The 14,062-nt window shown below is 36.7% G+C and carries 14 protein-coding genes; 8 read left to right on the forward strand and 6 right to left on the reverse strand.

The window, feature by feature from the left end; all coding sequences use genetic code 11:
- Window positions 1-50: 50 nt before the first annotated feature.
- Window positions 51-1,886, reverse strand: coding sequence for a hypothetical protein (locus IPJ80_10810; protein MBK7913977.1), 1,836 nt, complete (start codon window positions 1,884-1,886; stop codon window positions 51-53).
- Window positions 1,887-2,035: 149 nt separating this feature from the next.
- Here IPJ80_10810 and IPJ80_10815 point away from each other — a divergent pair, with 149 nt between their 5' ends.
- Entirely contained in the window at window positions 2,036-3,055 is a 1,020-nt protein-coding gene (locus IPJ80_10815; protein ID MBK7913978.1) for a hypothetical protein, read from the forward strand.
- A 117-nt stretch (window positions 3,056-3,172) separates the two neighbouring features.
- Here the strand turns inward: IPJ80_10815 and IPJ80_10820 are convergent, their stop codons facing one another.
- Window positions 3,173-3,865 carry an HAD-IA family hydrolase gene (locus IPJ80_10820; GenBank protein ID MBK7913979.1) on the reverse strand — a complete coding sequence of 231 codons (693 nt, stop codon included), beginning with the start codon at window positions 3,863-3,865 and terminating at the stop codon, window positions 3,173-3,175.
- A gap of 2 nt (window positions 3,866-3,867) precedes the next feature.
- Window positions 3,868-5,565, reverse strand: a complete 1,698-nt coding sequence (locus IPJ80_10825) for an amidohydrolase (protein ID MBK7913980.1) — start codon at window positions 5,563-5,565, stop codon at window positions 3,868-3,870.
- Between the two features lie 12 nt (window positions 5,566-5,577).
- Between IPJ80_10825 and IPJ80_10830 the strand changes: the two genes are divergently transcribed.
- The gene (locus IPJ80_10830) at window positions 5,578-6,558 is read left to right on the forward strand and encodes a polyprenyl synthetase family protein (protein MBK7913981.1); all 981 of its coding nucleotides are present in this window, start codon (window positions 5,578-5,580) and stop codon (window positions 6,556-6,558) included.
- A gap of 32 nt (window positions 6,559-6,590) precedes the next feature.
- Here IPJ80_10830 and IPJ80_10835 read toward each other — a convergent pair whose 3' ends face one another.
- From IPJ80_10835 to IPJ80_10845, 3 genes are all read right to left on the reverse strand, one after another.
- Window positions 6,591-7,616, reverse strand: coding sequence for a CapA family protein (locus tag IPJ80_10835; protein MBK7913982.1), 1,026 nt, complete (start codon window positions 7,614-7,616; stop codon window positions 6,591-6,593).
- Window positions 7,617-7,724: 108 nt separating this feature from the next.
- On the reverse strand, window positions 7,725-8,396 hold the full coding sequence (locus IPJ80_10840; GenBank protein ID MBK7913983.1) for a hypothetical protein: 672 nt from the start codon (window positions 8,394-8,396) through the stop codon (window positions 7,725-7,727).
- Window positions 8,397-8,673: 277 nt separating this feature from the next.
- Entirely contained in the window at window positions 8,674-9,111 is a 438-nt protein-coding gene (locus IPJ80_10845) for a GNAT family N-acetyltransferase (protein MBK7913984.1), read from the reverse strand.
- 205 nt (window positions 9,112-9,316) lie between these two features.
- Here IPJ80_10845 and IPJ80_10850 point away from each other — a divergent pair, with 205 nt between their 5' ends.
- From IPJ80_10850 to rplD, 6 genes are all read left to right on the forward strand, one after another.
- On the forward strand, window positions 9,317-9,691 hold the full coding sequence (locus IPJ80_10850; GenBank protein MBK7913985.1) for a 30S ribosomal protein S12: 375 nt from the start codon (window positions 9,317-9,319) through the stop codon (window positions 9,689-9,691).
- 28 nt (window positions 9,692-9,719) lie between these two features.
- Complete coding sequence (rpsG, locus tag IPJ80_10855) at window positions 9,720-10,187, forward strand: 30S ribosomal protein S7 (protein ID MBK7913986.1); 468 nt, start codon at window positions 9,720-9,722, stop codon at window positions 10,185-10,187.
- A 26-nt stretch (window positions 10,188-10,213) separates the two neighbouring features.
- Entirely contained in the window at window positions 10,214-12,367 is a 2,154-nt protein-coding gene (fusA, locus tag IPJ80_10860) for an elongation factor G (protein ID MBK7913987.1), read from the forward strand.
- A gap of 40 nt (window positions 12,368-12,407) precedes the next feature.
- The gene (gene rpsJ / locus IPJ80_10865; GenBank protein MBK7913988.1) at window positions 12,408-12,716 is read left to right on the forward strand and encodes a 30S ribosomal protein S10; all 309 of its coding nucleotides are present in this window, start codon (window positions 12,408-12,410) and stop codon (window positions 12,714-12,716) included.
- A gap of 83 nt (window positions 12,717-12,799) precedes the next feature.
- A complete protein-coding gene (rplC, locus tag IPJ80_10870; protein ID MBK7913989.1) occupies window positions 12,800-13,423 on the forward strand; it encodes a 50S ribosomal protein L3 in 624 nt (207 codons plus the stop codon).
- A gap of 4 nt (window positions 13,424-13,427) precedes the next feature.
- Window positions 13,428-14,054, forward strand: coding sequence for a 50S ribosomal protein L4 (rplD, locus tag IPJ80_10875; protein MBK7913990.1), 627 nt, complete (start codon window positions 13,428-13,430; stop codon window positions 14,052-14,054).
- Window positions 14,055-14,062 lie beyond the last annotated feature (8 nt).

The following is a 14,062-nucleotide window of genomic DNA, read 5'->3' on the forward strand; positions in this document are numbered from 1 at the left end:
AGATCAATTAAACAATTCATTTTCACAATAAGAATCCATGAAAGATCAGTTTATTTAGGTTCATATTGGTCAAGTTTGAATTGGCTTATTTCTAAAAGCTGCTTGGATCTATTCCAGATATAACACTTGAATTCATCTTTGTGTGATCGCATTTCCGGAGTAAGAAACACCATTTTATAATTAACCCAATTCATGGGCAGGCTGTCGGGTTTCAACTCGAGCGCATGGTAAGCATAGATTCCATGTTTATGTTCCATTGACATAACCAATAATGGTGATTCTTGTTTCGACTCAAAGGAGTAATCCGGAAACCTAATGGAAATGCTTGCTTCTATCCATGCATGATCTTTAGCTGTGATTTCATTAAAACGATAGGAGAATGTTTTTGAAAATTCTTCTTCTTTTACCATGCGATAGATATCAATGCCAGTGCTATCCTTTTGAAAACGAGGTTCTTTTTCATTAATAAAATCCCAGGAAGCTAATACTTTATGTAAGTAATTTTCTCTGTTCTTAAATTCAAATTTTCCGGAAAAATCTCGTTCAACCAATTTGTATTGGTCCCATGCTGGGTCTTTATATGTTTTTCCAAAAATTGCCCAGTAATATTCCTTTGTTGTACGATATGGATCTAAAATAAAATGACGCAATTGCCACCATTGAAATTGATTTAAAATAATTAAAAAACAAATACATGTGTAAATAGAATATTTAATTGGTTTACTCTTTTCAGAAATAAAATTCAGAAAATAACCTAAACATATTGCCAATAGTGGATAGCTGGTAATCATCGGTCTTAGTGAATACGCAGCGCCATACCACCATTCCGACCAACTGCAAATGATGTAAAATGTTACCAGAAAGTAAATGAATATTCCTGAAAATAATGGTTTGTCTTGTTTCTTTAAAATGTAGAATCCTATGATTGAAAAAACCATAACCGGCGTATAGATAAACCATCCTTTCCGATAACTAAATAAAGCTTCTAGAATATGCGGTGAAAACAAATCCAGACCTACTCCTGGATTTTTGTAACTATCATACAACCATTTGCCGGTGCGTTCATGCCAATAATACATTTGTGGAAAAAATAAAAGCAACCCGCCAAGTAAACAAAGCAGAATCGTGCCTTTGAATTTTACGATCAAACGCATTTTATCTTTAAATGCAGCAATTGAACTCACATTCCAAAATAATGGAATTAAAAGTGCAACTATTTCACTTGGCTTCACCAGACCCATTAAAAAAATGGGTGTAGCAATCCAAACTAAATTTTTGCTATTTGCTTGTTTGTGAAATTGAATCGTATTCCAGACTAATATACTCATCAGCATAAACAATACATTCACGGTAGCAAGATTGTCAATGGTGAGATGGTGAATGTAATTCGTGCCAAGGACAATGATAAGCATTGTGAAAACTGTAGTGCGCTCAGAAAAATAGTTCAATAAAATTTTTCGTAAAAAAATTAATCCGATCAGCGTATAGACTAAACCTCCTATAACCAAGGCAATTTGATAAGGGGGACTAAAGCCATCAGGTAAATACTGGGTCAATTGTACCAAGTCATGTCCTAAGAAAAAAAACGGAAGATAAAAAAGAGCCATTCCCATCAAGAAAAAATACATGGGCTCTCCCTTTGAATTTGATCCGACCTGGTAAAACGTTGCCGTCAATTGTTGTTCATCATTGATTTTTTGTAACCATTCAATTGAATGTAAACCGGGATCATGATGAATAAAAGTGGCGGGTAAATAGAGATAATATCCAAGTACATCCCAGGAAATTTCTTTAGTATGAATATGGCTTATCCTGAATATAAAGATTGCTGAAAACAGAATGATCAGACAAATAAGCGAGGTTTTCTTGTTAATTGGGTCGGGCATCTGCAATGTTTAGCTAAATATTTAAATTAATTAAGTAAAATAGGGCCATTTTATAGAATATTCTGACTTCTTGGTCTAAATTTATAAATATTTTAATTTAAAGGAAACTTTTAATTTCGTTGTTTGGTTATGAAATAAAAAAGTAAAATATGCAACTAACCCGATTTTCTAGAATTCTCATTGTGTTATTGATTTTAGGTCTTGTTTTTTTTGCCTATCAAAAATTTGCACCTACATTACAAGAGAAATTTGGTACTGTTCAATCAACTGAAGAGCCCACACAGAATGAGAATACAACTCCCGAAACACCGCTTCCGGATGCAAATGCATCTAAACAGGCTGAAAATACAGCTGCCGCGGCAAGGCCTTCTTTTGACTACCAAGCTCCGGAACCTGTAAATGGCAGTTTAAAAGGAGTAGTGGAATTAGGAGCTGCCGGGTTTAATTCGTTTATAGTACGTATTGACAAAGATAAAAACTGGAAGTTGGAAAAATCAGAATTTGGTTCCAGTTTGGTTCATGAACACATGGCAACGGACGATGATGTACGCGGGGGACTTAAAAACTATATTCGGGGCATGCTGGATTTTGGAGTTCCTGGTAAGGATATCCATTTTGTGGTGAGTTCAGGAGCCAAGTCTGAACCCAATGTGGTAAAAATATCGAATGGACTGAAAGCCTTAGGATATTTTGTCAATGAAGTGACTCCCCAACAGGAAGGCACCTATGGATTGAAATGTGTGATGCCTGCAAGCCTTGAATCTGAATCTTTTATGGTGGATATTGGTTCAGGTAACACTAAAATTTCATGGAAAACCGGAACTGCTATTCAAGCTTTGGAATCCCATGGGTCAAAATATTTTCAAAAAAACTTGACTGACGATCAGGTTTATACGGATGTGCGTAAAACAATTTCAAAAATTCCTTCAGCAAACAGAGGCTATTGTTTTATAATAGGTGGAATACCCTTTGAATTGGCTAAACAAGTCCGCGCGGGAAAAGAGCGTTATACGGTATTAAATGCCCCAGCTGATTACAAAGCAAATGGAGAGAAACAACGTGCTGGAATAAACATTTACAAAGCAATAGCTGACGAAACCGGCTGCAAGAAATTTGTTTTTGACTGGGATGCTAATTTTACAATCGGTTTTTTACTGGGCTTAAAATAGTCAGTACAATCGAATTGTATTTTTTAGATTTAAAGAAATCTGCATTGGTAAAAAAGTCTAAAGCTTGTTCAATCCTAACTTTTCTTGGATCTTATAAGAATTTTAGAAAACCACCAATCACATGATCCGAAACCAATTGATGATTTCATATGCTTTGATCCTGTTGAAATCTGGAAATACTTGATCTGCATCCTGGAATTTTTCAAAATCACCAATGCAAATTATTTTCATTTTAGCCCGGATAGCTGCTTCCAATCCGAGTTGAGAATTTTCAAATACAACGCATTGTTTTACAGGATATTTAAAGCTTTCTGCTACTGTTAAATAAATAGAAGGATCAGGTTTTGGAGGCGAAATATAATTTCCGTCTATCACTAGCTGAATCATGGGCTTTAAGCCAGTTTGTTCAATTACAAATTGGGCATTTACATTTTCTGAGATAATAGCAATTGGTATTTGAATGCGTTTAGCACCAACCAAAAAATTTCGTACACCAGGCAACAAATCATCTTCATTGAGATATCGAATGCTGTGTAGATATTTTTGATTCTTTTTTTGTATGAGTTCATCCCGATCTGAAATTGGTAGCGAAATTTTTAAAAACTTCAATAGATGATTTAAAAATTCTGAATCACGAAGTCCCTGAAATTTGTAAAACTGAGCTTGTGTTAAATCAATGTTGATTTCTTTTAATTGCTCTTGCCAACTTGTATAATGAGGCAATAAACTGTCTGTAAGCAGACCATCCAGATTCATTAAAAACAAATAACCCTGAGGCCCTTTTTGGTCCAGTAAATTAACAGATTTCAAGATTAGTTAATTGTGCGTTCTTTCCCCCCAAAAATCAATTTAGTCACTTTACATCCGGCCACTTCAGAATCATTGCATTCCATCAAGTTTCTATCCAGGATTATAAAATCAGCAATTTTTCCAACTTCAAGACTGCCTTTAATAGATTCTTCAAATGCTGCATAAGCATTCCAAATAGTATAAGACCTAAGGGCTTCGATTCGACTCATTTTTTGTTCGGGAAAGAACTCCAGGCCACTGTCCAATCGTTTTCTGGTAATGGCTGCATACATGCATTCAAAGGGATTTACAGACTCCACCGGACAATCTGTACCATTTGCTAAATGTGCACCCGCATTTAACAAGGATCTCCAGGCATAAGCTCCTTGTCGTGCTCTTTCAAATCCAAGTCGCTTGATAACAAAAGGTGCATCTGATGTGCAATGAATTGCTTGCATAGAGGCAATGACGCCCAAGGCTTTAAAACGGGGGATGTCTAATGTATCCAAATGTTGAGCATGCTCGATTCGCCAGCGTTGATCGAAGTTTGATGATTTTAATTGGTTTTCAAATACGTTTAAAATTTCTCTGTTTCCTCGATCCCCAATTCCATGGACGCAAAGTTGAAGTCCTTTCCGTTTGCAAGCTGTTGCAATCTGTTGAAGTTTAGAAATGGGCAGGGTGTTTTGCCCATAAAAATCAGATTTATCAGCATAAGGAGCAAGTAACCAGGCACCATAGCTTCCCAGTGCTCCGTCTAAATAGGCTTTGACTGCTTTGCAACTAAAAGTTTGATTCTGATTCATTGGAATTGGTAATTGGTCGAGTTCACTCAATGTGCTGTCCGTATCATTCAGCAACATGACGTAAAGCCTTATAGAAAGTTGTTGTGAATCACAAAGTGATTTCAATGCCCGAATTTCTTCCAAACTGCTGCCTGCATCCTGAAAACTGGTAATCCCAAATTGATTGCATAAGGTATTAGCATGGTATGCCTGTAATTTTAATAAATCCAGTTGCTGGCTTTTAGTTTTTTGTTGAAGTGATTGTTGAAATGCATTGAAAATTAAATTCATGGCATTTTCTTCAAAGACTCCGGTGAGTTTTCCACTTGCATCTTTTACAATTCGACCCCCAGCTGGTGAATTGGTTTCAGAATTTATAGAAGCAAGTTCCATCGCTTTTTGATTTGCGATCAATGCATGGCCACTGGCATGTTGTAAAATAACAGGATTGTCAGGGCTTATTTTGCTAAGATCATCATGAAATGGGTAACCATTTACGGTTAAGCCTGGATTTTTATTCCATTTTTCCTGATGCCAGCCCATTCCCTCAAGCCATTCACCCGGAGGAATCGTTTTTAATTTTTCAGCAACTTTTTGGGTAATTTCATCCCAATTTTTTGTTTGAAGTAAATTTAAATTCAACACACTCTTACCTAAACTTAAAAAATGACCATGCCCTTCAATCAATCCGGGCATCACAAATTGACCATCCAAGTCATTCATTTGTGTGTTATCAGATTTAAATTTGAGAATGTCTTGATCAGTCCCTATGGCTAAAATTTGGCCATTTTTTACCGCCAGGGCCTGAACAACTGCATCTTTAGAATCAGCAGTATAAATTTTACCGTTGAAAAAAATACTATCCGCTTTTTCTTCTACCTTGCATTGAACAAAGAAAATAATCAGTATCAATCCATATTTTTGAATCATTAGCATGAGCAGTTTATTATGACAAATGTAATTTCAATCGGCGAGTTACTCAAATCCTTTGAAATGTATATGGCCAAAGTTCAATGGACCAAACAACCTATTGAATTATATGACCCGGTAACTTATATCTTATCGATCGGGGGTAAACGACTCCGGCCAATTACCTTGCTCTATCTGGTTGATATTCTAAAAGGGGATAAACACCGGGCACTGGATGCTGCCTATGGCATCGAACTTTTTCACAATTTCAGCTTGATTCATGATGACATTATGGATGCATCTTCCAAAAGAAGAAGTTTTGATACAGTTCATGTGAAATATGGTCAAAATGAAGCCATTTTATCGGGGGATTTAATGTTGATTGAAAGTGTTTCATTTATTCATAAAGCTGAAGCCGGAGATACTCAAATCAACTTGTTGGATTTATTTTTAAATACGGCACGCGAAGTTTGTGAAGGCCAGTCCCTGGATATGAGTTTTGAAATCAAGCTGGATGTTTCGTTGGAACAATATCTGGAGATGATCCGACTTAAAACAGCCGTTTTATTGGCCTGTTGTTTTGGATTGGCCGCCAAAATTTCTAAACGCGAGGATTTGGTAAATACACTTTACTCACTTGGAATTCAAATTGGATTGGCATTTCAATTGGAAGACGATTGGTTGGATTTATATTCCGATACCCCTGATTTTGGTAAAGTAAAGGGGGGAGACATTCTGAGAGCAAAAAAATCAGCTTTAATTTTAGAATTGTGCGAATCCATGAACAATGAAGTTCGAAATGAATTTCTTGAAAAATACGTTTCAGGTAAAGATCCAGCCCAACGGTTGCAGGAAATTATTTCTTTGCTGGATCAATATTCAATTAAAGAGAAACTTAAGCAGCGGATCACGGATTATAAAGTAAAGGCTCAATCCTTGTTAAATGATTTACCAATAAACGACCAACAAAAAAATGAATTGAATCTTTGGGTGCAATTCATTTTAGATCGGCGACATTAATTCAATTGGAAGATCACTCAACAACCCCTGTCTTAAAATTTTAAATAATTAAGCATCTCGAGCCGCCTTTTAGCATAATTGAGTTCGGAGCATAATTTAATTCTGATTTCTTTTTTAGGAATTTCTTGGTGTGTGTAATAATAACTACAAGATACCAATTTTGGCTTAGCATGTTTTAAAGACATTCCGGCAATCAAGAAAGCTCCATGCCATTGATTGGAATTAAAAATATCATAACAAAAATTGCCTAAGGAAAATGCAATTAATTTTTGTTCATTTTCAAATGGAAGCAATTCTGCAGGTTGTGGACAATGGGTATGATTTCCAATAATCATATCCCAGTTATTTAATAAATTATATCCAAAATCCTGATGTTTCTTAATGGGGTAGCGTTGCATTTCATAACCCCAATGCGGTAAAAAGATATTAAAATAATGCTTTGACAGATTCTGATTAATTTCTTCGTGCATTTGGTAAGAGAAACGATTGATCACATTAAATTCCTGATTGGACCAAAGGGATGCGCTGTAAAATCGGATATTATTTAATTCGAAAAAGGGACTTTCACGATATCCAAAAACAGGAAAATTAAACCGGTTTAAATATTCCAGATGTTTATAGAATCCGATTTCTCCAAAATCACCTGAATGATTATTGGCCACATTTAATAAAATAGGTCCCTGATAAATATTTCTGAGTTTCTCCAAGATTTCCGGATGATGAACTTGCGCCAAAAACCGTTTTGAATCTGTGATGACGCCTTCAAAATTTACTACGAGCAAATCAAGTGACTTCAATTGTTCAGTTAATTCAGGAGATAAAACAAAATTTTTACCATTTACTGGCATTAAGTCTCCAATAAATCCAATGTTAAAGTCAGAGGGTTCTGAATGAATTTGAAGTTGACCGGGACTGATTTCGAAATGAAAGTTGTCGCGATATTGGGTCCGGGGAGTTAAAATTCTGTATTGAAATAATTCTAAAATTTCACCAACTGAAAGTCCGGAAGACCACCAATAAAATTTTTCTTGTTCAATTCCATTTTTAATTGCGGACATGATCATGTTTTAATAAAATCATGCGGGTATAATTTGGGTTATTGAACTTGATTGAATTAAAGCTCATGAAAAATTATGAAACATTTTTTAATATACAACAGTATTAAATTATAATTTAAATTTCCACAAAGGGGGTAATTCATCATCTTTCGAATTGGAAGTATTCACTTTGTCATAAATCTCAGGATGTGTGTAGTAATAAAATTTCCTAAGAAAATAACAGACTAGATACGAAATAACGATAGCACCTAAAATGTCAATGGTGTAATGAATGTGTTGAATCAATATTAAAGGTATAATCAAACTTAAACTACACAAATGAAATATTTTTTGATTTGGAGTTTTTGCAAAGAAATATAAAATATACATTGCGGATGTATGACCTGAAAAAAATAAATCTTTGCTATAGATTTTGCCTGAATACACAACAGCACCTAAAATCGCATCTTTTAGTGGGACATACCCTTCAGGTGGTTCTAAGGGCAATAAATAAATGGTGAATAGCCGAATCGTCTGAAGAATCAGAAATGCAGCAATTACATTAACCATAGTGTCGTAATTCCTGATATTGAAAAATAAAAACACTCCGATGCTGATGTATTGAATTAGAAATACAAACAGAGCAACATTATAAGAAGGAATAATATCAAGCAAGTAATCATTGAGCAGGGCACCAGGGCGAGATTCAAAATATTGTATGGCGTGAGGGTGAATGGTTGTATAAATGATACTCAAAACAATAAGTAAAAGAATGGTAATATGTTTTTTGTAGCGTTTCATGCGTTCGATGTACGGATCCTCTGGTCTTTGTTAAATTTAGATTTTATCGAATGGCAATCCGGGTAAAGGATATCAGAATTGCGTTGAAAATATTGAATATTAAAATTGATTCAAAATTTTTTTCGCTTAAACACAGTCCAGTTAGGGCTGGGATTATATGATTGCCTGTAGTCATATATTCGGACAAATATATATAAAATATCCATCCGTGGTTACATTCCTGTTGATTTAGCAGGCAGACCTAAATTCAGCCTGATCCTGGTTATCCAGGATCAGCTTAATGGGTTTCAAACTCGATGATCCCATTTTCCCATCCTGATACAAATTTGGTGGAGTAGTGACGGTAGAAATTTTTAGCGGGTTCATTCCAATCCAAGACTTGCCATTTTAATTTTCGGGCTCCCAGTACTTTAGCCTCAGCTATAAAAGCCTCAAAAAGTATACGCCCTATACCGAATCCTCTATAAGACGATTTAACAATAAAGTCCTCCAAATACATTGTTTTACCACCCCAGGTTGAAAAATAGGGAAAGAATAAGCACATTCCGAGGATTCCAAAATCCGGATGTTCTGCGAGTAACACTTGAAACAGACCGGTTTGAAGCCCATTTTGATAATCCGAAGCTTCGGTTTTTACTTCATGGGCAGCTTTTTCATAAACCGCTAGTTCTTTTACCAGGTCCAAAATAGCTTGTGCGTCCTGTTCTGTAGCCATTCGAAGGCTAATTTGATTTATAAAATCCATGGTTTCTGATGGTTATGTGTGTTAAGGTCTTGCAAACTTATTGAATAAATATGCAATTGGATTTTGCTATTTATCGAAAGAGTTCTATTTTTGCGTCTCCTTATGGGATAGGTATGTCATAAGGTGTTGAAAATCTGTTATATATAAAATATTAAAATTAAGTACAAGCCAATTTATGCCTACTATTAACCAGCTAATTCGGAAAGGAAGGGAAAAAGTTGTGTACAAAAGTAAATCTCGTGCACTGCAATCCAACCCTCAAAAAAGGGGAGTTTGCACCAGAGTATATACTACAACCCCCAAAAAGCCAAATTCCGCTTTGCGTAAAGTGGCCAAAGTTCGTTTGACCAACGGCATTGAAGTAATATGTTATATACCAGGAGAAGGCCATAATCTTCAAGAGCACTCTATTGTGTTAGTAAGAGGGGGTAGGGTAAAAGATCTTCCTGGAGTACGTTATACCATTGTGCGGGGTGCCTTAGATACTGCCGGAGTAAACAACCGGAAAAAAAGTCGCTCAAAGTATGGTTCTAAAATGCCAAAAAAATAATTTGATAAAATCTCTTTTTCAATAGTCCATGAGAAAACATAAACCAAAGAAACGAATTATAGAAGCCGACCCGCGTTTCAATGATCCACTGGTAACTCAATTCGTAAATAATATGATTTGGGAAGGTAAAAAAAGTACCGCCTATAACATATTCTATAAGGCTATGGATACAGTTGAATCAAAAACAACTGAAAATCCGCATGAAGTTTGGCAAAGAGCTCTTAATAATGTGATGCCTCATATTGAGGTAAAGCCAAAACGTATTGGTGGGGCCACTTTTCAAATTCCACAGGAAATGCGTCCGGCCAGAAAAATATCTACTGCTATTAAGTGGTTGATTAAATATTCCAGAGCACGTGCTGGAAAAGGTATGGCAGACAAATTAGCCAATGAGGTTATTTCTGCAAGTAAAAATGAAGGTGCAGCCGTTAAAAAACGTGAAGACACCCATAAAATGGCTGAGTCCAATCGTGCATTTGCCCATTTTAAATCGTAATTCAATATAATATTAAGTAAGTAGGAATGTCAAGGGATTTAAAATATTTGAGAAACATAGGGATTGCAGCACACATTGACGCAGGCAAAACAACTACTACCGAACGTATATTATATTATACCGGGCTCACTCATAAAATTGGAGAGGTTCACGATGGTGCCGCAACCATGGACTGGATGGCCCAGGAGCAAGAGCGTGGAATTACCATTACTTCAGCAGCTACTCAGACCAATTGGAATTGGAAAAATTCTCCATATATTGTAAATATCATCGATACGCCGGGTCACGTAGACTTTACCGTCGAGGTTAACCGGTCTTTAAGGGTATTGGATGGACTTGTGTTCTTATTTAGTGCCGTTGATGGGGTAGAACCTCAAAGTGAAACGAACTGGAGATTAGCCGACAATTATAAGGTGCCACGTTTGGGATTCGTTAATAAAATGGATAGACAGGGTGCTGACTTTTTTAATGTCGTCAGTCAGGTAAAATCCATGTTAGGCTCTAAAGCAGTTCCATTACAAGTTCCAATCGGTTCAGAAGAGCATTTTAAAGGAGTTGTTGATTTAATAACAAATAAGGCCATTGTTTGGGATGAAGAATCTCGTGGCATGACGTATCAGGAAATTCCGATTCCAGCAGATATTGCTGAACAAGTTCATACCTGTCGTCAGGAATTAATAGAATCGATTGCAGAATATGATGATGATCTGATGGTCAAATTTTTTGACAATCCAGACAGCATTACAGAAGAAGAAATGATCAAGGCAATCCGTGCTGCGGTTTGCGATATGAAATTCGTACCCATGCTGTGTGGTTCTGCTTTTAAAAATAAAGGAGTTCAGGCGGTATTAGATGCTGTTTGTGCATTTTTACCTTCTCCATTGGATGTGGAAGCTGTTAAAGGAACACACCCGAAAACAGATGAAGAATTATGGAGAAAACCATCAGTAACAGAGCCATTTGCGGCCCTGGCTTTTAAAGTAGCAACTGACCCATTTGTTGGAAGACTTGTATTTATGCGGGTTTATTCCGGAAAACTGGATGCAGGTTCCTACGTGATGAAAGTGCGTTCTGAAAAGGACCGGGTCAATATGGATAAAGAGCGGATATCAAGGATATTTCTGATGCACGCAAATGACCGTAAATCAATTGATTCTATCGAAGCTGGTGACATTGCTGCGGCCGTTGGTTTTAAAGATATCAAAACTGGAGATACGCTTTGTGATGAAAATCATCCAATTATTCTTGAAGCAATGAATTTCCCTGAACCGGTTATTTCCATTGCTATTGAACCAAAAACACAAAAGGATCAAGATAAATTAGGGATGTCTTTGGCAAAATTGGCTGAAGAAGATCCAACGTTTAGAGTATTTACAGATGAAAACACCGGCCAGACTATTATTAGTGGTATGGGGGAATTACACCTGGAAATTATTGTAGATCGTTTAAGAAGAGAGTTTAGTGTTGAATGCAATCAGGGAGCTCCTCAAGTAAATTATAAAGAAACACTTACCAAAACCATTTCCCATAGGGAGCGACTCAAAAAGCAAACTGGAGGTTCTGGTATGTTTGCCGATATGGAATTTGAAATTGGCCCTGCGGATGAGGCGTTTCTTGAAAGTGATGAATATAAAAATGGCAAGACCCGGATGCAGTTTGTTTGGGATGTGTATGGTGGAGCCATTGATAAAACGTACATAGCTCCTATTACCAAGGGATTTGATTCGATGATGAATAGCGGAATTCTGGCGGGCTATAACATCGAAAACATGAAAATCAGGGTTTATGATGGATCTATGCACGCGGTTGACTCTAAGCCACAAGCATTTGAATTGTGTGCAAAGGATGGTTTCCGGGAAGCTGCACCTAAAACAGGTCCACAGTTAATGGAACCGATTATGAAATTAGAGGTAATCACACCTGAAGATTATGTTGGTCCGGTTATTGGGGACTTAAACCGTCGTCGGGGGATGCCTAAAGGTCAAGAGCAAAGAATGGGTGGCGCTGTTGCCATTCAAGCTGATGTGCCTCTGTCAGAAATGTTTGGATACGTTACACAATTGCGTACCATTACATCTGGCCGTGCCAGTTCGACCATGGAATTTTCACATTATGCACCGGTACCAAAGCAAATTGCGGAAGAGGTAATTGCAAAGGCAAAAGGTTCAGTTAAAGTATAAAACGTTTAATAAATAAATAAAAAACAAATTAGTAATAGGCATGAATCAAAAAATTCGGATCAAACTTCGTTCTTACGACCATAACCTGGTTGATAAAAGTACGGAGAAAATTGTAAAAACCGTGCGCAACAGCGGTGCTGTAGTTGCCGGTCCGATTCCGCTGCCAACTGAGAAAGAAATATTTACCGTGTTGCGCTCGCCACACGTGAATAAAAAAGCTCGGGAGCAGTTTCAACTTCGGACGCACAAGCGCCTTATCGAGATTTACACACCCACTAATAAAACGGTGGATGCATTGTCAAAACTCGAATTGCCGAGCGGGGTGGATATTCAGGTTAAATTATCCTGATCCATTATTAATCCTAATTTTTTATTCAGCATCTTTTCACTTGTTGGAAAGGTGATTTAAAAACAATTAAAATATCACGTATCGTGAATGGAATAATTGGAACGAAAATCGGAATGACCAGTATCTATGGTGCAGACGGTAAATTTATTGCCTGTACTGTTGTAGAAGTTTCTCCAAACGTGGTCACTCAAGTTAAAACAGAAGAATCAGATGGTTATTCTGCTTTACAGTTTTCTTATGGTGAAGCAAAGGCAAAAAATGCCAACAGAGCCATAACCGGGCACTTTGCTAAAGCAAATACAGGCCCAAAGAAGAATTCATTTGAATTCAGGGATTGTCCTTTGAATAAAGGGCTTGGCGAAGAAGTAAGTTTGATGGACATCTTTAATGAAGGGGATACCGTACATGCTTCTGGTGTATCAAAAGGAAAAGGATTTCAAGGTGTGGTTAAAAGACATGGGTTTGGTGGAGTTCAAAATGCTACACACGGTCAACATAACAGACAACGGGCTCCGGGTTCAATTGGTGCATCATCCTATCCATCAAAAGTGGTTAAAGGTTTACGCATGGCTGGACAAACAGGAACTGACAACATTAAAGTGCGGAATTTGAAAATTGCTCGCATTTTGGCAGATAAGAATTTATTATTGGTTAAAGGAGCCATTCCAGGTCACAAAGGCTCTATTGTTATCATAGAAAAAAAGTAATCGCATGAAATTGGATATACTTAGTATAAATGGTTCCAGCACAGGAAGAAGTATCGAACTTCCTGATAGTGTTTTTGGAATTGAACCAAATGAGCATGTCTTGTACCTGTCGGTAAAAGAGTATTTGGCAAACCAACGTCAGGGAACACATGATTCCAAAGAACGTCATGCGGTTTCAAGATCAACTCGGAAAATTAAACGACAAAAAGGAACCGGTGGAGCCAGAGCAGGTTCAATGAAAAATATCATGTTTAAAGGAGGAGGTCGCGCCTTCGGACCACATCCAAGAGATTATTCTCAAAAGTTGAACAAGAAAGTAAAGGTATTAGCCAGAAAATCAGCGCTTTCTCAAAAAGCTTCTGCTAATGGAATTGTAGTCGTTGAAGATTTTAACATCAATGCTCCTAAAACAAGCGAGTTTGTAGGAATTGTAAAAAATCTGAATATGGTGAATGTTAAATCCTTGTTTGTTACACCTGACTATAATGAGAATATTCACCTGTCTTCAAGAAACATTCCATATGCTGCTTTACAAGTAGCAAAGGATTTAAGTACCTATGATATTTTAAATTGCAAAAAACTGGTGTTGTTGGAATCTAGTATTTCTAAAATAGCAGAAACGCTTGCATAAATTATTAG

The sequence above is a fragment of the Saprospiraceae bacterium genome (genome assembly GCA_016714025.1).
Lineage (GTDB): Bacteria > Bacteroidota > Bacteroidia > Chitinophagales > Saprospiraceae > Vicinibacter.

Bases quoted from the DNA above. Each gene is read 5' to 3' on its own strand.
- fusA (MBK7913987.1), top strand. From the start codon at position 10,214: ATGTCAAGGGATTTAAAATATTTGAGAAACATAGGGATTGCAGCACAC.
- IPJ80_10825 (MBK7913980.1), bottom strand. From the start codon at position 5,565: ATGCTAATGATTCAAAAATATGGATTGATACTGATTATTTTCTTTGTT.
- rplD (MBK7913990.1), top strand. From the start codon at position 13,428: ATGAAATTGGATATACTTAGTATAAATGGTTCCAGCACAGGAAGAAGT.
- rpsJ (MBK7913988.1), top strand. From the start codon at position 12,408: ATGAATCAAAAAATTCGGATCAAACTTCGTTCTTACGACCATAACCTG.
- IPJ80_10830 (MBK7913981.1), top strand. From the start codon at position 5,578: ATGACAAATGTAATTTCAATCGGCGAGTTACTCAAATCCTTTGAAATG.
- rpsG (MBK7913986.1), top strand. From the start codon at position 9,720: ATGAGAAAACATAAACCAAAGAAACGAATTATAGAAGCCGACCCGCGT.
- IPJ80_10840 (MBK7913983.1), bottom strand. From the start codon at position 8,396: ATGAAACGCTACAAAAAACATATTACCATTCTTTTACTTATTGTTTTG.
- IPJ80_10845 (MBK7913984.1), bottom strand. From the start codon at position 9,111: ATGGCTACAGAACAGGACGCACAAGCTATTTTGGACCTGGTAAAAGAA.
- IPJ80_10815 (MBK7913978.1), top strand. From the start codon at position 2,036: ATGCAACTAACCCGATTTTCTAGAATTCTCATTGTGTTATTGATTTTA.
- IPJ80_10835 (MBK7913982.1), bottom strand. From the start codon at position 7,616: ATGTCCGCAATTAAAAATGGAATTGAACAAGAAAAATTTTATTGGTGG.
- IPJ80_10810 (MBK7913977.1), bottom strand. From the start codon at position 1,886: ATGCCCGACCCAATTAACAAGAAAACCTCGCTTATTTGTCTGATCATT.
- IPJ80_10850 (MBK7913985.1), top strand. From the start codon at position 9,317: ATGCCTACTATTAACCAGCTAATTCGGAAAGGAAGGGAAAAAGTTGTG.